21 protein-coding genes and 1 riboswitch are annotated in these 22783 nt (G+C 42.6%); of the genes, 10 read left to right on the top strand and 11 right to left on the bottom strand.

What is annotated here, in order from left to right; all coding sequences use genetic code 11:
* Window positions 1–107 precede the first annotated feature (107 nt).
* Together ACFWMP_RS24585 and ACFWMP_RS24590 are read left to right on the top strand one after the other, a co-directional pair.
* The gene (locus tag ACFWMP_RS24585) at window positions 108–779 is read left to right on the top strand and encodes an O-methyltransferase (protein WP_076285158.1); all 672 of its coding nucleotides are present in this window, start codon (window positions 108–110) and stop codon (window positions 777–779) included.
* Window positions 780–848: 69 nt separating this feature from the next.
* Window positions 849–1394, top strand: coding sequence for a GNAT family N-acetyltransferase (locus ACFWMP_RS24590; protein ID WP_339244462.1), 546 nt, complete (start codon window positions 849–851; stop codon window positions 1392–1394).
* Between the two features lie 58 nt (window positions 1395–1452).
* Here the strand turns inward: ACFWMP_RS24590 and ACFWMP_RS24595 are convergent, their stop codons facing one another.
* From ACFWMP_RS24595 to ACFWMP_RS24615, 5 genes are all read right to left on the bottom strand, one after another.
* Window positions 1453–3399, bottom strand: a complete 1947-nt coding sequence (locus ACFWMP_RS24595) for an FtsX-like permease family protein (RefSeq protein ID WP_379424920.1) — start codon at window positions 3397–3399, stop codon at window positions 1453–1455.
* Window positions 3389–4150, bottom strand: coding sequence for an ABC transporter ATP-binding protein (locus ACFWMP_RS24600; RefSeq protein ID WP_149646232.1), 762 nt, complete (start codon window positions 4148–4150; stop codon window positions 3389–3391). Before ACFWMP_RS24600 ends, ACFWMP_RS24595 begins: the two co-directional genes overlap by 11 nt.
* Window positions 4151–4264: 114 nt before the next feature.
* Window positions 4265–5269 carry a sensor histidine kinase gene (locus ACFWMP_RS24605; protein WP_339244465.1) on the bottom strand — a complete coding sequence of 335 codons (1005 nt, stop codon included), beginning with the start codon at window positions 5267–5269 and terminating at the stop codon, window positions 4265–4267.
* Complete coding sequence (locus ACFWMP_RS24610) at window positions 5266–5955, bottom strand: response regulator transcription factor (RefSeq protein WP_042193184.1); 690 nt, start codon at window positions 5953–5955, stop codon at window positions 5266–5268. The genes ACFWMP_RS24605 and ACFWMP_RS24610 overlap by 4 nt, the downstream gene beginning before the upstream one ends.
* Window positions 5956–5981: 26 nt before the next feature.
* The gene (locus ACFWMP_RS24615; protein ID WP_256716355.1) at window positions 5982–6872 is read right to left on the bottom strand and encodes a TetR/AcrR family transcriptional regulator; all 891 of its coding nucleotides are present in this window, start codon (window positions 6870–6872) and stop codon (window positions 5982–5984) included.
* A gap of 192 nt (window positions 6873–7064) precedes the next feature.
* Here ACFWMP_RS24615 and ACFWMP_RS24620 point away from each other — a divergent pair, with 192 nt between their 5' ends.
* Window positions 7065–8588 carry a DHA2 family efflux MFS transporter permease subunit gene (locus ACFWMP_RS24620; protein ID WP_042184348.1) on the top strand — a complete coding sequence of 508 codons (1524 nt, stop codon included), beginning with the start codon at window positions 7065–7067 and terminating at the stop codon, window positions 8586–8588.
* Window positions 8589–8656: 68 nt separating this feature from the next.
* On the opposite strand, the gene ACFWMP_RS24625 is transcribed toward ACFWMP_RS24620, so the two are convergent.
* Window positions 8657–9700: a YncE family protein gene (locus ACFWMP_RS24625; RefSeq protein WP_052404128.1), complete on the bottom strand. Its 1044-nt coding sequence runs from the start codon at window positions 9698–9700 to the stop codon at window positions 8657–8659.
* A 185-nt stretch (window positions 9701–9885) separates the two neighbouring features.
* On the opposite strand from ACFWMP_RS24625, the gene ACFWMP_RS24630 reads away from it, so the two are divergent.
* The 7 genes from ACFWMP_RS24630 to ACFWMP_RS24660 all read left to right on the top strand — a co-directional run bounded on the left by ACFWMP_RS24630 (window position 9886) and on the right by ACFWMP_RS24660 (window position 17534).
* Window positions 9886–10767, top strand: coding sequence for a nucleotidyltransferase domain-containing protein (locus tag ACFWMP_RS24630; protein WP_379424921.1), 882 nt, complete (start codon window positions 9886–9888; stop codon window positions 10765–10767).
* A gap of 78 nt (window positions 10768–10845) precedes the next feature.
* Window positions 10846–11595, top strand: coding sequence for a WecB/TagA/CpsF family glycosyltransferase (locus ACFWMP_RS24635; RefSeq protein WP_379424922.1), 750 nt, complete (start codon window positions 10846–10848; stop codon window positions 11593–11595).
* Between the two features lie 237 nt (window positions 11596–11832).
* Window positions 11833–12510, top strand: coding sequence for a helix-turn-helix transcriptional regulator (locus ACFWMP_RS24640; RefSeq protein WP_042184354.1), 678 nt, complete (start codon window positions 11833–11835; stop codon window positions 12508–12510).
* A gap of 36 nt (window positions 12511–12546) precedes the next feature.
* A complete protein-coding gene (locus tag ACFWMP_RS24645) occupies window positions 12547–13722 on the top strand; it encodes a MalY/PatB family protein (protein ID WP_379424923.1) in 1176 nt (391 codons plus the stop codon).
* A gap of 76 nt (window positions 13723–13798) precedes the next feature.
* Window positions 13799–15286 carry a Na+/H+ antiporter NhaC gene (gene nhaC, locus ACFWMP_RS24650; RefSeq protein ID WP_379424924.1) on the top strand — a complete coding sequence of 496 codons (1488 nt, stop codon included), beginning with the start codon at window positions 13799–13801 and terminating at the stop codon, window positions 15284–15286.
* A 14-nt stretch (window positions 15287–15300) separates the two neighbouring features.
* Window positions 15301–15690, top strand: coding sequence for a RidA family protein (locus ACFWMP_RS24655; RefSeq protein WP_379424925.1), 390 nt, complete (start codon window positions 15301–15303; stop codon window positions 15688–15690).
* Window positions 15691–15983: 293 nt separating this feature from the next.
* Window positions 15984–17534, top strand: a complete 1551-nt coding sequence (locus ACFWMP_RS24660; protein WP_379424926.1) for a flavocytochrome c — start codon at window positions 15984–15986, stop codon at window positions 17532–17534.
* Window positions 17535–17648: 114 nt separating this feature from the next.
* Here the strand turns inward: ACFWMP_RS24660 and ACFWMP_RS24665 are convergent, their stop codons facing one another.
* From ACFWMP_RS24665 to ACFWMP_RS24685, 5 genes are all read right to left on the bottom strand, one after another.
* Complete coding sequence (locus ACFWMP_RS24665) at window positions 17649–18491, bottom strand: ABC transporter ATP-binding protein (RefSeq protein ID WP_379424927.1); 843 nt, start codon at window positions 18489–18491, stop codon at window positions 17649–17651.
* A 16-nt stretch (window positions 18492–18507) separates the two neighbouring features.
* A complete protein-coding gene (locus tag ACFWMP_RS24670; protein ID WP_042184364.1) occupies window positions 18508–19269 on the bottom strand; it encodes an ABC transporter permease in 762 nt (253 codons plus the stop codon).
* Window positions 19266–19559 carry a thiamine-binding protein gene (locus ACFWMP_RS24675; RefSeq protein ID WP_036682688.1) on the bottom strand — a complete coding sequence of 98 codons (294 nt, stop codon included), beginning with the start codon at window positions 19557–19559 and terminating at the stop codon, window positions 19266–19268. Before ACFWMP_RS24675 ends, ACFWMP_RS24670 begins: the two co-directional genes overlap by 4 nt.
* 298 nt (window positions 19560–19857) lie before the next feature.
* Window positions 19858–20907: an ABC transporter substrate-binding protein gene (locus tag ACFWMP_RS24680; RefSeq protein ID WP_042123640.1), complete on the bottom strand. Its 1050-nt coding sequence runs from the start codon at window positions 20905–20907 to the stop codon at window positions 19858–19860.
* A 160-nt stretch (window positions 20908–21067) separates the two neighbouring features.
* Window positions 21068–21178: riboswitch (TPP riboswitch) on the bottom strand.
* Between the two features lie 149 nt (window positions 21179–21327).
* Window positions 21328–22779, bottom strand: coding sequence for a hypothetical protein (locus ACFWMP_RS24685; protein ID WP_379424928.1), 1452 nt, complete (start codon window positions 22777–22779; stop codon window positions 21328–21330).
* Window positions 22780–22783: the final 4 nt, after the last annotated feature.

Here is a 22783-nt window from a genome sequence, read left to right on the forward strand (position 1 = left end):
CAGCGGCCGGAAGTCCAAACACTCCTCGTAGGTACGAACGATCCCTAATTGTGGGTTGGAGTGTTCTTTTCAGTAAAGTAATTAAAACCAAAGGAGAAGTGATAAATATGAATCAAACGACTACATGGGATAAAGTCGATCAGTACATTACAGAGCGCTTAATTCCGCAGGACTCCGTGCTGGAGGAAGTGTTGTCCGCTAATCAACAGGCAGGGCTGCCGCCCTTTGATGTCTCACCTAGTCAGGGCAAATTCCTTAACCTATTGGTTCAAATGAAAGGTGCACGCCGGATTCTGGAGATTGGCACTTTGGGTGGGTACAGTACAATTTGGATGGCAAGGGCGCTCCCGTCTGACGGACATATCGTTACCTTGGAGCTAGATCCATCGCATGCTCAGGTGGCTGGGGCCAATTTCGCGCTTGCTCAGGTAGATGATCTGATAGAACTTCGTATAGGCGATGCTTTGGGGCAATTGTCTCAGATGAAACAAGAGGGTGTGGAACCCTTTGACTTTATATTCATTGATGCCGATAAACCCAACAACCCTAACTATTTACAGTGGGCGCTTCAATTTTCCCGGCCCGGTACGGTGATTATAGGCGATAATGTGATTCGTGAAGGCGAGATCATTAACAAGAATAGCAAAGATCCTCGTGTAGTAGGCGTACGGGAATTTTATGATCTGTTGGCTGAAGAGCCTAAGATTTCGGCTACTGCCATTCAGACAGTGGGAAGTAAAGGATATGATGGTTTCGTATTGGGGATTGTGAATAGCTGATATATGTATTGCAATATCCAACAATTGTAATATAATCTATTGAAAATCCAATAGTGAGAGGTACTTTCTATGCAACCTACATTTGAAACACAAAGGTTAATACTAAGACCGTTTCAATCCACAGATGCAAGTAAAGTTCAAGAGCTTGCTGGGGATATAGAAGTAGCTAGAACAACGCTGTCTATTCCTCATCCATACCCTGATGGAGCGGCTGAATCTTGGATTGGTGCCTGTAGGAAAAGCGCAGACGAAGGGGAAGGATTTCCTTTTGCTTTAATTAGTAAAGAGAGTAATACCTTAATAGGCTGTATGAGTCTAAATATAGACAAATCGCATCAAAGAGGTGAGCTTGCTTATTGGGTAGGAAGATCTTTTTGGGGAGATGGCTATGCGACTGAAGCAGCTAAGCGATTAATTGATTTTGGATTTGAAGACCTCGCATTAAATAAAATATGGGCAGCGGCAATGACTAGAAATCCTGCCTCCTCTAACGTTATGAAAAAAGCTGGAATGAGATTTGAAGGGGAATTTAAACGGCATATTTTAAAATGGGATAAATTCGAGGATATAGTCTTCTACGGGTTAACTAGAATTGAATATGAAGATAGGAGATAGAGGTATGATAACAACAAGGGGTTCCTAAGCCATGCTGGCTTGTGGAACCCCTCTTTTTTTAAAGTGACTCTTTAATTACCTTTTTATAATAGAACACGGATAGCACTGCAAAAATCGAATACAAAGCGGTGTATAGCAGCATCACCAGAATCATCGGTGTCATGAGCTCTGTACCGAAGAAGAACCATCCTGATTTTACGGCGAAGTAACTGTGAAGCAATCCAATGACTAATGGAATCCCAAAATTAAATAATTGTTTCGCCTGAATCCCTCTAAGCAGATCCCCTTGCGTGAAACCAAGCTTTCTGAGGATCGTGTAGTTGGGCTTTTCATTCTCACTTTCATCCATTTGTTTAAAGTAAAGAATGCATCCAGAGGTAATCAGGAAGGTTAGCCCCAGAAAGGCCACGATAAACATGATAAGTCCCATAGTTTGCTTTTGATTGTTCTTCGTCTCCAGTTGAGAGTCGTATTTGCTGTCTTTTTTAAATTTCATGCTCTGAAAAAGCTCATTAGCCTGCTCAACGCTTGCCCGTTCTTTCATATCGATGCCGATATTAAGAGAGGACTTTCTTTGAAGGGCTGGATCTAGATCCTTCTTTAAGCGTTCAAAGGTCGTGTCGTCTACAATAGCAAGGGGTAAGCCACCACCTGTGAAATTGTATAAAACGGGGGCTTCCATATCAATTCTTTTATAAAACTGCGGAATGACTTCATGTTGTCCCTTGAATTCAATGCCACCCTGGTCCTTCATAGAAATCAGATTCTCCATTGCACTACTTGTCTTCGTAAAATAGGCCTCATCAGAGGATAGATCAATGCCCTCCAGCGAATTTTCACTGATGACGGGAAGAGTCATATTATTCGACATCATACCGAGCGCCTTGGAGTTTTCTGCCAGAATCTTCTCTATATTTACATCCACTTGAATGACTTCGGTTATTTTTTCCGTAAACAGCAAATTTTCAGTCGTTAATGCCTTTTTAAATTGTTTAGCATCCTGGATATCCGTAAGAATAAAATCTGACGGAACATAGAGCTTCGCACTTTTCTCAGCAGAGTAGAAAGAAATATAACTCAAGGATAATAAACCCAGCGCCAGAGCTGATACCGTTGTAATGATGGTTAACAGTACGGCATTTGATTTCATTCGGAACATAATGGAGGAGAGAGACAACACCTCTTTAATATTCAGATACCCGTTTTTCTTTTTACGAATGAGATGAAAGATAAAGCTTACCGAGCCTTTATAAAAAAGATAAGTCCCGATGATAACTGAAGCCAGAATAGTGATCATGGATATAGATAGCTCAGTCATTGATGTTAAGTCTCCACTAAATAATCGAGATGAAATCGAATAGCCAAGCAGAATCAATCCAATCCCAACGATCCCAATAATCATTTCAAAGACGGACAGCTTTTTCACGTTGCCTTCTGTGGTTGAGGTCACCCGGAATAAGGATAGAATGCTTTGTCTTTTAATAAATCCATAATTCATCAGCATGATCAAAAGATAGATTACAAAGAATACGATCAGCGTTTGAACCAGGGCAGGGGTAGAAAAACGAAGGGATGCTATCGCATCGATCCCCATTATTTTAAAAAGAATCATGAGAATTAACTTTGAAACAGAAAAGCCTACGGCGATCCCTAAAACTAAAGAGCCGAAATATAAAATGAAGTTCTCTGCTGAAAGAATTCGAAATATTTTACCTTTGGTCATCCCGATTAACTGGAACAGGCCAATTTCTTTTCCCCGGCGTTTGATGAAGATAGTGTTTGCATATAACAGGAAAATGGATACAATCGCGACCAGTAAGACCGAGGCAGCCTTGATTGCTGCGCCACCTTTGATCGAGCCTTCTACCGCATCCATCGAGGGATCGTATTGCAACGTAACAAAGGCGAAATATAAGGCCACGCTAAAAACGAGAGCAAATACATACAGATAGTAATTTCTGATGTTTTTTCGCAGATTTCGAAGCATCAGTACATTAATGCTCATTCTGCACACCACCCAGTACACCTTGTGTTTTTATGATGTCATTAAAGAAGACTTGTCTTGATTGTTCTCCTTTATTTAATTGCGTATAGATCGTACCATCCTTTATAAAAATAACTCTACTGCAATAGCTAGCTGCCACTGGATCATGTGTAACCATAACGATCGTTGCTTTTCGTCTTTGATTTAGTTCACTCAGCTTGTTTAACAAATCAGAAGCAGATTTAGAGTCCAAGGCTCCTGTAGGTTCGTCAGCAAAAATAATGCTTGGATCATGAATGAAGGCTCTAGCTGCAGAGGTGCGTTGTTTTTGACCCCCAGAGATTTCATTCGGGTACTTATTTTTCAACTCTAAAATCCCCAGCTCCCTCGCGACGTTTTCGAATTTCTCATTGGCAATTTTCTTAGGGGTGTTGGTAATGGATAGAGGTAACAGGATGTTCTCCTTCACCGTCAGCGTATCTAAGAGATTGTATTCTTGAAAAATAAATCCTAAATGATTTTTCCGAAATTCAGCTAATTGCTTTTCTTTCATATTAGAAATTTCAGTACCCTCAATGGTAATCGATCCGTTGCTGATCTGATCAATTGACGAGAGAACGTTAAGTAGGGTGGTCTTTCCTGAACCGGAAGAGCCCATGATCCCAACAAATTCGCCTTCTTCTATAGAAATATCCAGTCCACTCAACACGGATTGTTTGTTTAATTTATTTCCGTAGCTTTTATGAATTTTAGTGGCTTCAAGAATTACCATAATGATTCACTCCCTTTTTATACTCGTTCTTTTTGTATAGCTTTATTATAAAAGGCTTTGTCGTTCTTATCCTTCGATTGCCCGAACAAAATAAAAAAGCATGTGACATTGTTGTCACACGCTTGAGAGCTTCACAAATTCATTTTTAAGCGGAAAGGTTAAAGTGAACGTCGTTCCTGATCCGAGCCTCGACTCAACTCCGATGACGATCAACAAGGATTGCGCCGCTTTTTTGGCTAAATATAATCCCATACCTGTGGCGGCATTGTCGCGATGCACGGTGGTGGAAGTAAATCCTCTATCAAATATCCGAGGCAGATCCTTGGGATCTATCCCGCGCCCGCCATCCTTCACCTTAAGAACGATATGCTCAGCTTGCTGATAGCTACTCACTGCAATATCTGAAGCCTCACTATATTTTACGGCGTTGGTTAGTAGTTGTCGGATAATAAAAGCCAGCCATTTGGCATCACTAAGCACTTCAGCTACTTCCAAGTTCAGCTCAAAGCCGATCCCCTTCTGAATACACCAGGATTGCAACGTCTTAATCTCCCCGAATATAAGCGTTTCTAAATCGATATGTTCTATATACAGATCATTTTCGATAAAGGGAATTCGCCTTTGATGTAGCTGTTGATCCAGCAGAAGATGTATGCGCAGCCATTCATAGGTCAGATGTTTCCTCATTACATCATCTTCGATTCGCTCAATCATTAAATGCATCGCTGTCAGAGGGGTCTTCACTTCATGAATCCACGATAATAGTTCATCTTTTTCCTGTTCTAACGTCATTTGATTGTTCGAGGCAGCCTGTTTTAACCATTTAGCTTGATTGATAATACTCTCTTCAATAATATGCTCAAACGGGCTTTCGGGGGTGGCGATACTCGTTACATCCAGATCATCATCTCGCTCAACCAAGCTTTTATAGAACCTGGTTTCTCTGGGATAGCGAAGGATTAAGAACATCACAAAAAAAAGCATCGACAAGGAGACCAGATAGAGAACTGAAGAGAATGGGATTGATGAATCCATATAGGTGACAAAAAGTATAAAAAGATTGGTAAAGAGGACTAGTAGGATCCAGCTACTTCTTTCCAAGAGATACTTTTTAATCATAGTGCTTCCTCTTCGATGGCCATATACCCTTGTCCTACTTTCGTTTCAATGAAACTACCTAAGCCTATCTCATCCAGCTTTTTTCGCAGCCGGTTTACGTTGACGGTAAGGGTGTTGTCACTTATAAAACGTTTATCATCCCACAAGCTATTGATTAATTCCTCGCGGGTGACGATTTTATTTTTTTTCTCAATAAGCAATTTCAATATAAAGATCTCGTTTTTCGTAAGCTCAATCGATCCCATATCATGCGTCAATACATTTCTCTCATAATCCACGGTTGCTCCACACCATGTCTTGAGCTCAAGGTTATCCGTGTTGTAATTGTAGACGCGCCGAAGAATCGCTTGTACTTTGGCAATGAGTACATCGAAATGGAAGGGCTTTTGAATATAGTCATCGGCTCCAAGTTGCATCGACATTACCATATCCGTAGGATGATCCCGGGATGATAAGAAGATAATCGGAAGGTTAGAGTGGGAACGAATCATTCGGCACCAATGAAACCCATCAAATTTAGGTAATTGGATGTCGATGATGACTAAATCAGGTTTGATCTCTATAAATTCCTGCGTGACATTGCTGAAATCTTGAATGCCATACACATCATAAGACCACTGGGTAAGTCGCTCCTTGATCTCATTAAACAGCGTTGAATCGTCTTCGATTAATAATAGCTTGAACAAATGCTTCACCACACTTTTAGTTAGCTTTACAGCATTTTAGATAATACATCCTGATAATGCTTAAACTCTTTGGCTTCATTTAGATTAGGACATGTTCTTAAGGATAGCAGAGCACTTTCGATTAAGAACTGTCTCGGTTCCTTGTTGTTCATGATTTCTTCCTGGATAAAGTATAACAGCTTTAGATAATTAGTGAGGTTCGCATCACCAGTTGTAAATGATCTCTCTATTACTTTTTTTAAGCTGATGGTCGCAAAGGATAAATCATTATTGAAAAAATCACTGTATTCCGCTGCGGGTAATAATTTGCCCACATGCTCTGGTGAGATGAGTTGAATGCCCATTTGACTTACTTCTTCAACAATGGTTTGGATAAGCGTAGTGCAATAATCAATGATCTGCTTTGAGGTGATGACTTCATTCATAGCACTGTTGATTTGTAGCATATTTTGTAGAATTCCTGTAAAAATGATGGCTCCGTCCAGTAAATAGGGTTTCTTATCCTCAGGGAAAATATGAAGGAAACGTTCATGTACCCAGGTAAGGAGGTTGAACTTTGTTTTTTTGATAAACGTTATTAAGTCTGGGTCATTGGAGACCAAGGCATCTTCTACGAGCTGTAACAATTTATTTTTCTTATTGATTTTCATGACCAGCTGAATCTGCTCGGCAAATATCTTAATGTCAGAAGGATCTTGACCTATGAGCAGGGAATTTCGCCCTTCTTCAAGTCGATCGTGAATGGACGTAAATACAGCCTTAAAGAGATCCCCTTTTGAAGGGAAATAGTTATAAAAAGATCCTTTGGAGATCCGGCTATGATTCAAAATATCCTGAATGGATGTGGCGTGGTAGCCTTTTTCAATAAATAATTCATGCGCTTTATGAACCACTTGCTCTTTTCGTTTATTTATCATCTGAGGTGCCCCTTTAAGCTGAACTCTTTGTTCCAATATAGACTAGCGTATATTTCCACTTAATACAATTTCAATTTTAAGTGATTTTTGTCTTGCCAAGCGAGAAATAAGGGAGTAATATGTTCTACACCGGATTATAACACGAGTTCAATTTTGAACCGTTAGTATGATTATAGAATGGAGGATTCCAAAATGAAAGCAAAAGAAAGTAAAGCATCTTACGGGATATTGGCAATCCTCATGATTGGTGCATTTGTTGCTTTACTGAGTAATACCCTACTCAATATAGCTTTACCATCGATTATGAAGGATTTTAATGTCAGTGCCTCAACGGTACAGTGGCTATCAACGGGCTATATGCTGGTGAACGGGATCATGATTCCTTCAACAGCTTTTTTGATTCAAAAGTATACCGCGAGACGGTTGTTCTTAATCGCGATTGGATTATTTGCGATAGGAACCTTTATCGGCGGATTAGCACCAAGCTTCCCTGTGTTGCTGATCGCCAGAATGGTTCAGGCTTCAGGGGCTGCGATCATGATGCCATTATTAATGAATGTATTGTTCACTACCTTTCCACCTGAGAAACGTGGTTCAGCTATGGGGATGTTCGGGCTGGTTATGATTTTTGCACCAGCTATCGGACCTACATTATCTGGATGGATTATTCAGCACTATGAATGGCCTGTACTATTCTTTATGATTGCCCCAATCGCTGTATTGGTGTTCATTCTGGCCTTCTTCAAATTGCATGATCCTAAAAAAGATGTGGCTATTAAGATTGATTTCTTATCTGTAGTTCTATCAGCGATTGGTTTCGGGGGTCTCCTATATGGCTTCAGTTCTGCTGGGAACAAAGGATGGGATGATCCAATGGTCTACTCCGCGCTTATTATCGGAGCGATTGGATTAGTGATCTTCATTATGCGCCAAATGAAGATGAAGGAGCCTATGCTTAACTTCAGAGTGTACAAATATCCGATGTTCGCTTTATCCTCAGCGATTTCGATTACACTGAATATGGCAATGTTCTCAGCGATGATGCTAATGCCGATTTATCTGCAAAATATTAGAGGGATTTCACCACTGGATTCGGGACTTCTGATGTTGCCTGGTGCGTTAATTATGGGTGTTATGTCACCAATCACAGGTAAATTGTTCGACAAATTCGGCGGTAAGGTATTAGCGCTAATCGGTCTAGCTATTGTAGTGATTAGTACGTATTTCTTTAGTGATCTGACTGAAACGACTAAATATTCGACACTCATGATTCTATATTCTGTGAGAATGTTCGGGATCTCTATGGTGATGATGCCAGTTATGACCAATGGTTTGAATTCTATCCCAGCCAAATATACGCCGCATGGTACAGCTATGAACAGTACGATTCAGCAAGTATCAGGGGCAATAGGTGGGGCACTGCTCGTAACCATTATGTCTAACAGTACCACTTCACATGTGAAAGATATGGTCGCTGATGCTGTAAGTAAATTAACGACTAAACCTTCGGCAGACCAATTGCTTGGTATACAAAATCAAGTCATTGCGAAAGCTACTATTGAAGGAATTAATGATGCATTCTTAGTATCTGTAGGCGTAGCGATTATTGCATTTATTCTAGCCTTCTTTATTAAAAGAGGTGTACAGCCTAAGGAAACGGCAGAAGAGAAAGTGACTGCAAAGAAAGTAGCTGCTAAGCAGGTTACAACGCATTAGTCTATATTCAAAAAGGCGCTCACCTTATAGGTGAAGCGCCTTTTTTTGCAAATATAAGAAAGTAAAGATTACTTATAATGATGTGTTAATCTTGGACCATCCTGAATGACTGTGATGGAATTGTCGTTCGCGACATATAACCTGTTCGTTAGTGGATTAAGTGCGATGTTTACGCCTGTTACGGAGGGGAATACCGCGATTTTTTTAAACGTACTGGCGTTATACACGGACATTCTGTTCTTATTGAAATTACTGACAAATAAATGATTTGTAATCGGGTTGATGAATGTGCTGGAGGAGGAAGATAACACTCTAGTTGCAATCACTTTATTGGTATTTCCATTAAGCACAAAAAGCTTCCCTTGTTTAACCTGTTGAGCACTGGACACGTAAACACGGTTTGTAAGCGGATTAAGGATGACCTCGCTTTGTAACCGTCCAAGCTGTACATTCTTGAGGAGCTTGTTGGTGCGGCCATTGATCACGGAAAGAAAGCGGCTTAAGTTGTTCGCTACATAAATACGGTTCGTAATCGGATTTAGCGCAGGTGTGATTACTGGGTTGTTGCCAACCTTGATGGTTGCTATTACAGTTTGTGTACTACCGTTAATGACAGATACGGAATTGTTTATCGTATTCGTTACATAAATGCGATTGGTACGTTTATTAATGACGATAGCGGAAGGGCGGCCGCCGATCTGGATAGTAGTCCGAATGCAGTTCGATCTGCCATCGATGACGGTTACGATGCCAGAGGCACTCGACACATAAATCAGGTTCGTTCGAACATTAACGTTAACACTATCAGGGTTCCTGCCCACTTGGAGGGTCTTGATTACACGGTTTGTCCGTCCGCTAATTACAGATACCGTTCCATCACGGAAGTTGGTGACGTACACACGGTTTGTTCTTGGGTTGATGGCAAGCTTGAGCGGAAATCTACCTACTTGTATGGTTGCAATGATCCGATTGGTCAGGGTGCTTAATACACCAACAGTTCCGGCTGTGGTGTTAGGATTTACGAAGTATACCCGATTAGTGATGGGATTTACCTCAATATCTCCGACAGGTACGGATGTAGGAACTGTGGTTATGATGGTGGGTAACGCCATGATATAACCCCCTCTTCAAATGACTAGATGATTCATTATATTTGGGCAAGGGCAAAAGGGTACTATATATCGTTGCAAGATGTATCTCTAGAGTATAGAATGATATTCCCAAATCCACATTTCAGATTAAATGTAAGCGCTATATTTACAAGAGGATTGAGATCGATTGGAGGCTGATGGATACGATGATGAAATCAGTATTGTCGGATATTTTACTAACACCTGATAAGTTGCTACTTCATCGCGAATTACTAGAGGAGATTGGAAAGTTCATTACGCAAGAGATCCTAAATCATCCGTTATTGCAAGAAGATCGTCAGAGGGTAAGCATTATCCTAGATGGATCGACCGCACTCGGGGTGGTAGATGGGCAGTCGGATGTAGATATAATCATTATTTGTGAGGATGAGTCTTACAACAGTATTAATCATCGGTTCGAGGAAGCGGGGCTAATTCCGGAGCACAGTAGTTTTTTTATGGATTTAAGGCTTCCGAGTGGGAAGACAGGGCATTATACACTCCATAAAATATCTGATATCAAAGAAGCTTTAATGAGCGGGGATATGGAATGGCTGTGGAATGCATCGGTGTCCTATATTTACTACGATCAGCTGGATCTGAAGTCACTTTTTCATTCCTATGTTCCACTCCAATCTGAAGTACTAATGAAATTTCGTAAGAATTCATACATACAGCTAAGAAGCTATGCCAGAAGTCTAGATAATCCTGTAGTTCGTGGCGACGCCTTTCCAATCTTGTTCTTAGCGGTTTCCCTTTATAAAGAGGCTTTACGCTGTGCAATCACTATTGAAGGTTATCCGTATCCCTATGACAAATGGCTTGTTCCCGTAGCGCAGCAAACGGTCGTAGGTCGAAAGATTTTGGAGTGTGCAGGCGATTTTTGGAGTTATCTTAGAGAGGATGAATCCTTTGCTCCCATGCACCAGGAGGACAATAATTTTGTCGAAATGGAAAAACAATTTCGAAAGATACTTTTGGAGGAATTCCGCCTGCGAGGGATCGATGAACCTTGGTTAATAGAGTGGTGGAAGTTTTTGGAGGAATAAACAGAGTAATGACGCTGACTATCCTTCTTGATTACGGTAAGGTATACTGGAATGAACTTTTCAGTAAGAGGTGATTAAATGGCTGGGACAGTCTCTATATTAGGCGTTCCTTTTTCAAAACTAACACTAAACGAGACAACACTTCATCTAACAAAACATATTCAATCCGGAGAACCGAAGCTATTTCATTTGATTACGGCGAACCCGGAAATTACGATAACAAGCCAATCGGATGAGCTGCTTCGAACCATACTCCATGAGGCAGATTTGATTACTCCTGATGGGATTGGCATTGTGCTGGCATCGAGAAGAAAAGGTGACCCTATAGCTGAACGAGTTACGGGGTATGAACTACTTCTTGAGCTGCTCGCACAAGGGAATAAGCTGGGCTGGAGCTTTTATTTCTTAGGCACGGATGAGCATACCAGCTGTAAAGCGGTCGAAAAGATTACAGAGCGATATCCGAATGTGAAAATTGCCGGAAGACATAATGGTTTTCTTGCTAAAGAAGAGGAACCGGCCATTGTGGCAGAGATTCAGCACGCACAGCCAGATTTCCTGATTGTCGCGATGGGGGCTCCATACTCTGACAAGTGGGTTTATAAGCATAAACAGGCGCTTTCTCAGGTTAAGGTTGTGTTTGGCGTGGGGGGAAGCTTGGATGTTATAGCGGGAAAAGTGACTCCAGCCCCTGCGATATGGAAGAAATTCAATTTGGAGTGGCTGCATCGACTCTTATTCGCACCTGTGGCCAAAGGACAAAAGTCGCGCTGGCGCAGGCAAGCAGTTCTTCCTAAATTCGTGTATCGAGCTATGATTAGGAAATAAGATACAGCAGTAAATATCGTCTTTCACTATTTCTGCAATTTGTAGAAATAGTGAAAGACTTTTTTTGTTATCGCTTTACAGGAAATATGCCCTAAGTATTTAAGAGAGAATATTGGCTGGAACAATTCCAATATATTACTGATTGCTTTTTTAAGAATGTTGTAATAAAATCTTATCAAGATAATAAATTATTATCAAAATAGAAAAGACGTAAAACAAAAGGAGTGAGATGCTCACATGTTAGAAGATCGCAGCTGCCTGGAGTCCTATTTTCCAATCGCTTCTTTTATTGCTTCAATTATAGGTTCAAAATGTGAGGTTGTTATTCATGATATAAGCAATCCAGAGCGTTCAATTATTTTTATTGAGAACGGATACATTAGTGGGCGTAAAGTAGGCGATAGTTCAACAGATCTCGTGCTTAAGCTGTTGAAAGATGAGTCCTACCGTGAGCAACCGTTTATTGCTAACTATAAAGCGCGTGGTTCGCAAGGTCAGGTATTTCGCTCCGCTACTTATTATATTAAAAACAGCAGCAGCGAATTGGTCGGTATGATGTGTATTAACATTGATGTCACGCATATGGAGGTTGCAGCTGAGTGGATACAAAACATTTTGCAAGGAGGATCAACACTTCCACCAGTACCGTTAATACCACAACAAGAGGTTGTAGAGAAGCAGACGGAAGAGTATTTACAAGGAAACGTAGATGACCTGCTCCAGCACATGATTGATTCGGTGCTCGGTAAAATTAATGTCCCGGCAGAGCGATTGTCCTCGAAAGAGAAGATTGAACTTGTGAAAGTACTTAACGAGCAGGGCGTGTTTCTACTTAAAGGTGGAGTTTCTCAAGTCGCTAAGACCTTGATGATATCTGAGCCAACAGTTTATCGTTATTTGCAAAAAATCAAGTGAGAATAAACAGAACTCTCAAGAGAGGAAGTGGGCTAGATGACAATTGACTTTGATAAGGTTGTTAGCCGATATGGGACCAATTGCGCTAAATGGGATGGTATGGCGCAAGTTTTGGGCAGAGAAATGATAGCGCTTTCCGTCGCGGATATGGATCTTCAAGCCCCTCCACAGGTGATTGAGCGAGTAACGGAGATGGCGAAGCATGGCATATATGGATATACCGATCTTTTTCCACCTTATTATGAGGCAGTTCAGGGATGGATTAAAAAAGCTTACGATTGGGAGGTTCCGCAAGAATGGATCGTGTTTTGCCCTCGTATTGTGCAAGCGGTTTCTCTGATCATTCAGAACTTCACTCAACCAGGTGATCAAGTGTTAATCCATACTCCAGCCTATCAGCCGGTTGCTAAATCGGTAGAACTAAATAACCGCGTATTAGTGGAAAGTCCACTTCGTGAAGTGAACGGGCGTTATGAGATCGATTTTGCTGATATGGAGTTGCGGATGCAAGCAGGGGTTAAAATTGTACTGCTCATCTCACCGCATAATCCGGTTGGACGAGTATGGACACGAGCTGAACTAGAACGAATCGTTAGCTTGTGTACAAAGTATGATGCTTATATTGTATCGGATGATATTCATGCCGATTTTATCCATGAAGGCCATAAGCATACGATAATCGGAAAGATATCGACTGAGGCAGAGCAGCGATCCTTTATCTGTACTTCCCCAGGGAAGACCTTCAATCTTGCAAGCCTTGAAATTGCTAACATCGTGATTCCGAATGATCAGCTGCGTGAGAAATTCAGACATTGCTTACAGCAAGCAGGCTGTCATAACCCAACCTTTTTTGCAGTACCTGCATTAGAAGTGGCTTATACGGAATGCGATGAATGGCTGGAAGAATTACGAGGGTATATCACGGCCAATATCGATTGGGTGAAAGCTTATATAGCTGAATATATGCCTGAGCTTCGCGTGATCGAGTCAGAAGGAACTTATCTATTATGGGTGGATTGTAGGACAATTAGCACCAACGAAGCAGAGCTAAAGCAGTGGATTGAGTCCGATGCTAAGGTTAGTGTGAGCTTTGGAACAGGTTTTGGGGCATCAGGAGAAGGCTTTATTCGCTTAAATATTGCAACGCCATTGCCCATGTTACAAGAAGCTTTTCATCGGCTGTATCGAGCCTATCCATTAAAAAATTCATAATAAAAAACTCTTTATCAATGACCTTGAAAGACCGTTAGTAGCCTTTCTCAGATCCGTATCAAGGGGGAGAATAATCATGTCCAAATCAGAAACACCAAGAGTCAAGAAACAGCCGACGATGTTCTTAGCGCTATTGCCGATTATTACGATGATTGTGTTACTTAGTTTAGGGTATGTGTTGTTTGAATTACCACCAGAACCACTTATTATTACCTCAGCGGTTGTTGCTGGTATTATCGCGATTATTCTTGGTTATAGCTATAACGACATACTAGAATCTATCGCTGGTAAGATCGCGAAAACGATGCCCGCCATTCTTATTCTGATCATGGTTGGTTTTATGATTGGGGCATGGATGGTTGGTGGAACGATTCCGATGATGATTTACTATGGATTGAAAATTATTAGTCCACAATTTCTGCTTATTACCGCATTTATTGCGACAGCTGCCGTTTCGCTTTGTACGGGCACATCTTGGGGGTCAGCGGGAACGATCGGGGTTGCTTTTATGGGTGTTGGCGCGGGTATGGATTCAAACCTGGCAGCAGTGGCTGGTGCTGTAGTTGCAGGTGCTTATTTTGGTGATAAATTGTCACCGCTTTCAGACACAACGAATATTGAGGCGTTAGCAACAGGTGTCAATCTATATGAGCATATTGGACATTTATTGTATACCACAATTCCTTCCTTTATTGTCGCAAGCGTTGTTTTTATTATCACAGGCCTAAACACAGATGCCGCAGGTGCTATTGTTCCGGAGAAGGTTGGAACAATTATGGGATCGTTGAATACCATTTATGACTTTAATCTGCTGCTTATAGTACCCGTATTAATCATCTTGTATGGTTCAATCACGAAGAAACCGACAATACCGGTCATGCTGATTTCTTCTATGTTCGCTATGGCTAACGCACTTGTATTCCAGGGATTTACTTTGAATGATGTCGTATCTTCTGTTGTTAATGGATTTAATATTTCTATGGTTCAAGTAGCTGGGTTTGATTCTGCCAACGTTATTGAAGATGTACCCCGTCTTCTAAATCGTGGCGGAATGAACTCCATGATGGGTACACTTCTCATTTGCTTCTGTGCAATCACGTTCGCTGGAACCATATCTCTGACGAAGTCCTTGGAATTGATTGTTAATAAGCTTTTGAAGTTCGTCCATTCCACAGGTTCAATGATCGTAGCAACAATTGTTACAGGTCTTACGATGATCGGAGTTACAAGTAATGGTCAGGTATCCATCTTAATGCCAGGTGAAATGCTGCGTGAAGCATATATCCGTCGGGGCTTGCATCCGAAGAACTTGGGACGTACCATCGAGGATTCAGCGGCGATTACCGAGCCTATTCTGCCTTGGACAGCTGCAGGTGCTTATATGGCGGGTACGCTGGGTGTTGCAACGCTAGATTATTTACCTTGGGCTGTTCTCTGTTGGACAGGAATAATCTTTGCGACGATATGGGGCTTCACGGGATTCGGTATCGCAAAGTTAACGCCAGAGCAACAGGCAGAAATGCTAAAGGAATATGACGGTAACACTAATGAACAAGCTGGATAAAGGAGTCTTTTAAAATGACAAATATGCATAAAGAAACTGTAATAACAACGGATGCACCAGGTGCAATTGGACCCTACTCTCAAGCTGTAAAGCTTGGGAATGTCCTATATACTTCAGGACAACTCGGACTAGACCCGGTTAAGGGGACTTTTCCTGCTACGGTTGAGGAACAGACGGAACGGTCGTTGCTGAATGTCAAAGCCATACTGGAAGCGGCGGGTACAAGCATGGATCAGGTAATAAAGACGACCGTTTTCCTAAAGGATATGAATGATTTTCTTAAGGTGAATGAGATTTACGGAAGGTTTTTTGCTCAGCCATACCCTGCTCGCAGCGCTGTTGAAGTAGCATGTCTGCCTAAGGATGGGCTCGTAGAAATTGAAGTTATAGCTTATATACCATAAGTGATCTAGTAGCGCTCAAATTACGGGTTGCTTTAGAATTTCAGATAGTTAAGCCTGCACACCCTCTATGGAAAAAGGATTAGGAAATAAGGCAGATGGCCGCCCTGGAAAGGGTGGCTTTTTTTGAGTAGTAAGCTGAGGAAATATTGAAAGTAAGAATTTTTATGAAAATTTAAATGAAAATATTCATGGAAATGTAACAGTAACCATAACTAATTACATAAAAAACTTCCCAAAACAGCATCTTTGCGTTATCATTAATGTGAAAACATTCACAAAGGGGCGTTATAAAGATGAAGAAGACAACAAGTACTGCTCTCATTCTCATTCTCTCTGTCATGCTCGTAATCGCAGGCTGCGGTAACAGTAATAGCAACAGCGCAGGTAATAGTAATGGCAACGAGAACAAAAGTAAGGTAAATGAGACGGCCAAAAATGATAAAGCTGAAGCCGTATCAGGTGCATCAGAAGCTAGTTACACACCACTGGATCAATTAAAAGATAATTATGATATCGTTATTGTTGGTGCTGGTGGTGCAGGAATGTCTGCTGCACTGGAAGCTAAGGCCAAAGGCTTGAACCCTGTTATTTTAGAAAAAATGCCGGTTGCAGGTGGGAATACAAGTAAATCCTCCTCAGGAATGAACGCTTCCCAAACGAAATTTCAAAAAGAGCAAAGCATTGAAGATAGCAATGATAAGTTTTATGAAGAGACACTAAAGGGCGGCCATGACACGAACGATAAAGAGATGCTTCGTTTCTTCGTTGACAATTCCGCAAGTGCAATCGATTGGTTGGATTCGATCGGAATCAAGCTGAACAATATTACGATCACAGGCGGCATGAGCGAAAAACGCACCCACCGTCCAGAAGACGGCTCTGCGGTAGGCCAATACCTTGTCAAAGGATTGGTTAGAAACGTACAAGAAAAAGAAATTCCACTGTTTGTGAACGCGGATGTTAAAGAAATTACTCAAAAAGACGGTAAGGCTAACGGTGTCAAAGTACTCTTTAACCAAGCTGATGAAAAAACCATTACAGCGAAGGCAGTTGTTGTAACAACAGGTGGTTTTGGATCCAACATGGATATGATATCAAAAGTTAGACCTGATCTGGAAGGATACGTAACGACTAACCAAATCGGCAGTACCGGCGACGGAATCAAGATGATTGAGGCACTTGGCGGAACGACCGTTGATATGGATCAAATCCAGGTTCACCCAACAGTTCAACAAGAAAAATCTTATCTGATCGGGGAAGCTGTACGCGGCGAAGGTTCTATCCTCGTAAATAGCGAAGGCACACGGTTCGTAAACGAATTGACTACACGTGATAAAGTTACCGAAGCGATCAATGCACTTCCTGAAAAAGCGGCTACGCTTGTCTTTGATTCCGGTGTCAAATCACGCGTGAAAGCAATTGAACAATATGACAAAATGGGCTTCGTGATCCAAGCGGATACCATCGAAGCATTGGCGAAAGAAATCGGTGTTTCAGCCGATAAGCTAAAAGCGACACTTGATACTTGGAACAGCGCGGTAAAGAACAAGAACGATGCTGAATTCGGCAGAACAACAGGGATGGACAACGATTTGTCCGCGGGTCCTTACTACGCTATTAAGATCGCCCCAGGGATTCATTACACCATGGGCGGCGTGAAGATCAATACGAACACAGAAGTATTAAATAAAGACGGCGCTGCTATTCCTGGCCTGTATGCGGCTGGTGAAGTTACAGGTGGATTGCACGGTCAAAACCGGATTGGTGGTAACTCTGTAGCTGAAATCATTATTTTCGGCCGTCAAGCAGGGATTAAATCTGCTGAGTTTGTACAAGCACAATAAGATTTAACTGCTATTCTGGTTAAAACAAAAGAACCGCTTGGGCTAATTGAAGCCCGGGCGGTTCTTTGTTTAATCTCTCGTTTAAAGTGAGTGGAGTGACCTCTATTCAAAAAGCTACTTCTCGCTTTTAGCTTGTTCTTCTCGCATCCACTGTGACAGCTGGCGTTTGAGTTTAAGGAATTCCGGGGAATCCGTAATCTCATCGCGGCGTGGCCGTGGAAATGGCACATCAACAGTATGTAGAATGGAGCCGGGGCGACCCGAGAATACATAAATACGATTCGAGAGCAGCAACGCTTCTTCGATGTTATGGGTAATGAATAGCACGGAGCGGCGATTCTCCTCCCACAGCTCCAGCAGCCAGCGCTGCATTTCACTGCGAGTTAGTGCATCCAATGCGCTGAAAGGTTCATCGAGCAGCATCAACTCCTGCGGAGCCAGCAATGCTCTGAGAAAAGCAGCACGCTGCTGCATCCCACCAGACAGCATATGCGGATAAGCCTGTTCGAATCCATTCAAGCCAACCTTGGCGAGCCACTGGCGCGCTTCTTCACGAGCTCCATCCTGCAGAGCGCCTTTAATTTCCCCGGCTAGAAGTACATTATCTTCAATCGTTCGCCAAGGAAAAAGCGCAGGCTGCTGCGGCATATAACTGATTTCACCACGTTGACCCGTAACGGCTCTGCCGTTCATGCGGATCGTTCCTGCATCGGGCTTCACTAGTCCGCCGATCATATGGAATAAGGTGCTTTTTCCGCAGCCGGAAGGACCGACGATCGAAACGAACTCTTGCTGCTCTACCTTAAGAGAGACGTTGTTAAGCACGTTCGTCTCGCGGCGACGATGGGTGAAGGACTTGGAGATGCCGCTTACTTCAAGAGCAGGTGGTGCAGTATGAGCTTCAGGAGAGCTTGTGTTTTCAGTTGTTCTTTGCTCTATTTGCGTCGCTTGAGACATACAGGCATCTTCCTTTCTATGAGTTACGGCGCGGTTTCCAGCGAACTAACCATTTTTCGAGCAAGGCGATAATCGCAAAAAGCACAAGACTAAGGAGCACAATAATAACAATAGCGACAAACATCCGATCCGTACGGTAAGCCGATTTTTGCAGCAGCATATAATAGCCAATCCCTTTATCCGCGCCAATCCACTCAGCGACCACGGCTCCCATAACCGCATAAGTAGCAGATATTTTCACGCCGGAAAATAGTGCCGGGATAGAAGACGGAAGCTCCAGCTTGGTGAAGACTTGCCACTTGCTTGCGCCAGCCATTTTCATATAATTCATCATGACCTGATCACTTTGAGACAAGCCGCCCATTGCAGCGACAGCTACCGGGAAGAAGCATACCAGTGTAATCAGCACGATTTTGGGCAAAAGACCGAAGCCAAACCAGATGATAAGCAGTGGTCCGAGTGCGATAGAGGGAACATTTTGACTCAGAATAATGAGTGGATAAAAAGCCCGTCTAGCCCAAGGTAAAAGATGCAAAAGTAGAGCGACGATCAAGCCTACACCTGTACCAATAGGAAAACCGATTAATGTGAGTCGGAGTGTAGCCATCGTATGAGCCCAGAGACCTGAGGCATTACTGGTGGATTCGCGAGCAATATCAGCAGGACTCGGCAGAATCCAGGATTCGATATGGAATAGAGAAACAGATAACTGCCATACGGTTAAAAAGAAGACGACCGCCACAAGGGGCGGCCATATTAGCTTCCAGGTCGATCTCACGGCCGATATTTCTCCGTCAATTTATCCATGCTGATTCCGTTAGGGTTATGAGCGATTTTGATTTGGGAGATCACGCTTGGACTACCTGCTTCGATCAGCGCCTCCTGCATTTGACGTACAACCTCCAGGAGCTCGCTCAGTTCACCTTCCATAGTAGTTTCCAGTGGATTCACCTGATGTTTAACGCCGGATTTTTGAATAACTTCAATCGCTTTATCTACGTATGGGATGGAGTCCTCATTGTTTGGAGTCTTAGGAATTACTTGAATGCTTAATAATGTGTTAGCCACAATAATCAATCCTCTCAAATTGTATAGGTAAGTTCAAAAAGCCAACTTTGATAACGAAGTAATTCAGGAAGCAGATTCGGCGTCGAATCTTGAACGAACTTGGGAAGTCCGGTACTCACGTAGCAAATCACTACGCTCCGTTCCTCCTTCCTCAAGTAACGTTCAACCTTCTTGGTTCTGAAAGCTGACTTTTTGAACTCTCATTGAAATAGGTAAGTTCAAAAAGCCAACTTTGATAACGAAGTAATTCAGGAAGCAGATTCGGCGTCGAATCTTGAACGAACTTGGGAAGTCCGGTCTACTCCGCCGGTAAAAAATCATTCGTGAATGCACTAGCTGCATCCAGCGGTTTGTCCAGCAGCTTCAAATCATACATCCAGTCGCCGTAATTCTGCCAGACCTCGGTTTTTTGCTCTCCCCAGCGTGGGGCGTCGTCCTTATATTTCGGGCTAAGCCATTTTTGGCTAGCTAGGACAAGCTCGGCATCAAGGTCAGGCACAGCCTTGGATAATGTAGCGGCAGCCTCTTCTGGATGATCAATCGCATATTGATAACCCTTCGATGTGGCTTTCAGGAAAGCCTTCACCAAATCTGGATTCTCAGAAATCTGCTTCTCACTCGTGGTCAGCACAGGGGTGTAATAATCGAGCTGAGGCGCATAATCCTTCAAGTAGAGCATATCCAGAGGCTCACCACGCAGTTCGGCTTCAATACCGGTCCAAGCGTAGAAGATCCAAGCGAAATCAATGTCACGTTTGACTGCGGTAAAATAGTCAGCTTCACCAATACTGATTAGCTTCACCTTTTTCACATCGCCACCAACAGGGTCCATGATCGCCTTCATGGCTGCTTCCTCAGCGGGAGAGCCCCAACCTCCGTAAGTTTTACCCTCAAAATCTTTTGGTGATTTAATATTGCGGTCTACTGGAGCGGCGAATCCCGAAGTATTATGCTGAATAATGGCTGCAATCGAGACAAGGGGAACGCCTTGTAGACGAGCTAGAGTCAATCCTTCTTGTGCGCTGATTCCAAAAGCAGCTTCGCCAGAGGTAACCATCGTATCAGAACCCGCTGCGCCAGGTTGAACGATTTCTACATCCAGACCTTCTTCCGCGTAATAACCAAGATCCTTGGCTACGTATAGACCGGTGTGGTTAGTATTCGGTGTCCAATCCAGTGCAACCTTAACTTTGGTAAGCTCTTTTGGAGCATTTGATCCGGTCGCTGCATTCGAATCCGCAGCATTTCCTTTGTTTCCGGCTGTATTCCCATTGTTGCTGCCGCATCCGGCAATCGCAAGAATGAGCATACAGGTGAGGCTAAGCATAAGTGCTTTTTTGAGTTGCATGTCTTCTTCTCTCCTTTAAGGTTGCCAGATCCCGTCATCCAACATGAACCATAAAGTGTAGTATGTACATTTCTTCTACATCTTTTGTGATCTACACAAAAAAAGCGCCCCGAGTGATCGGGACGCTGGCTTGGCGCAAGGTTAGTAAAGGTCACAGGGACCAAAACCAATTGGCGATTCCTACGCTGGCATTATCCAGATCAGGTATAAGGGTCAGTATCTTGTGGGATACAATCTCAGCCGGCCAATTCCAGCACCCCTGGTTCTATGAAGTTAACGGGTATTTCTCGCTTAAACGCTAATCGTCTTTATAAGGACGCTGAAGGCGTTTATGCTTGCATACGGTGTATTATAGACGGCTGTTCTCGGAATGTCTAGTAGCACGCTCCTAAATTTTTCAAATCTCTCCGTCCGTTTTCATTAATCCAGATCCTTATGTTTCTTGCGATGACGCCGCTTAAGCTCAGTAACCAGAGCACCTAGCGTAAGGACAACACTGATCATTATCCCGCTCATAATCACGAAAAGAGCAAGAAACTCAAAGGGGGAATAGCTAATCATCTTACTCCATTGAATCTTTCCATCCAGATCGTCAATGACTTGATTCATGCCATAAATCCCACTTACCACCGTAAATACAGTGAGGATCATCAGCAGATTATCCCGGCGCTTCGATTGGAACTTATCTTGATACTGAAACAGGTCAGTCAAGGTTTCTTTTACTTCCTCGAACAGAGCGTCGTTCCCGTATACTTTACGCAGCTGAAGAAAAATCTCCCGTCCTTGCGACTGTGAAATCAGCTCTAAGAAATAGAACTTTGCCGAGAATTTATTAATCGAGTAGATTAAATTATCGATCTCATCATAATCGTGGTTTATGCGTAGTCGGGAATGCATATTTGCCAGCTTTAGCAGAACAATTTTGTGGAAAATATTGAGTAGAAATCCGTAATAATATTGCCCGTACATCTGGTTGGCGAGGCTAACGGCGATCTTTGGTTCAGCTCGGGTCAGACAGCAAAAGGTCTGCTCATTCATCATATAATACGAGTCTGGGCCCCATCGATTATAGGAATGCTCATGACAGTAGTTCGCAATATACGCTGGATCGCTGGCACTGGCATAGGGCTTCCCGTTCAGATTAATTCCATCAAGCTGAGAGGCGCGATAGCGTATATTTATACTAATTTCATCAGAATCCCCTTCACTCTGAAAGCCATAAAAGGCTTGCACCTGCATTCTTTCATCTACGAAAAAGGGAAGGGTCTCGAAATAAGCCCCATTAATATCCGAGTGATCCAGAAAAGGCTCCAGTCCATCCACCAGATTTCGGAAGACAAAATCCTCTACCATCTCATAGGTCTGTTCTCCGCAATGGATATAGGTGTAGTCATCCTGTACGAAGGTATTCTCAAGCGTCCGGAAGCGGTCCGCGAATTCCAGTGCAATACTAAAGGGAATCGAATCTCCCTCAAGCTGGACACGTATCGTCACAAATCCAAGCTGAAAAGGACATATGAATATATCTGTTGAGAGAATTTTAAAAAATATAGACTGCTGAGGAATCTCTAGAATACAGTCCAGATTATTGACTCTGGAAAAGCGGCGGAAAGAGTCTACATCCTTCTTGCGTGGAAAAAGAATGTGTGCAGCAAACGGTAAATAGGTGCGCTCCATCCGTTCATGGGAAACACAGTGATCTTCTCCGTAATAGGCATTTTCTAACTCTTTATTATCCAGAAAAAAACGTGTGAAGCCATCATCCTGCAATTGTTGGATAAGCTTCTTAGAATCGCCCTTTTTTATTGAAAAGGGAAAAATAAACTGCATAAGCGCAGTATGTAATAAAGGCTCAGTTGAAAGCTTATCCATTCAT

It is taken from the genome of Paenibacillus sp. NPDC058367 (assembly GCF_042723305.1).
Lineage (GTDB): Bacteria > Bacillota > Bacilli > Paenibacillales > Paenibacillaceae > Paenibacillus_AQ.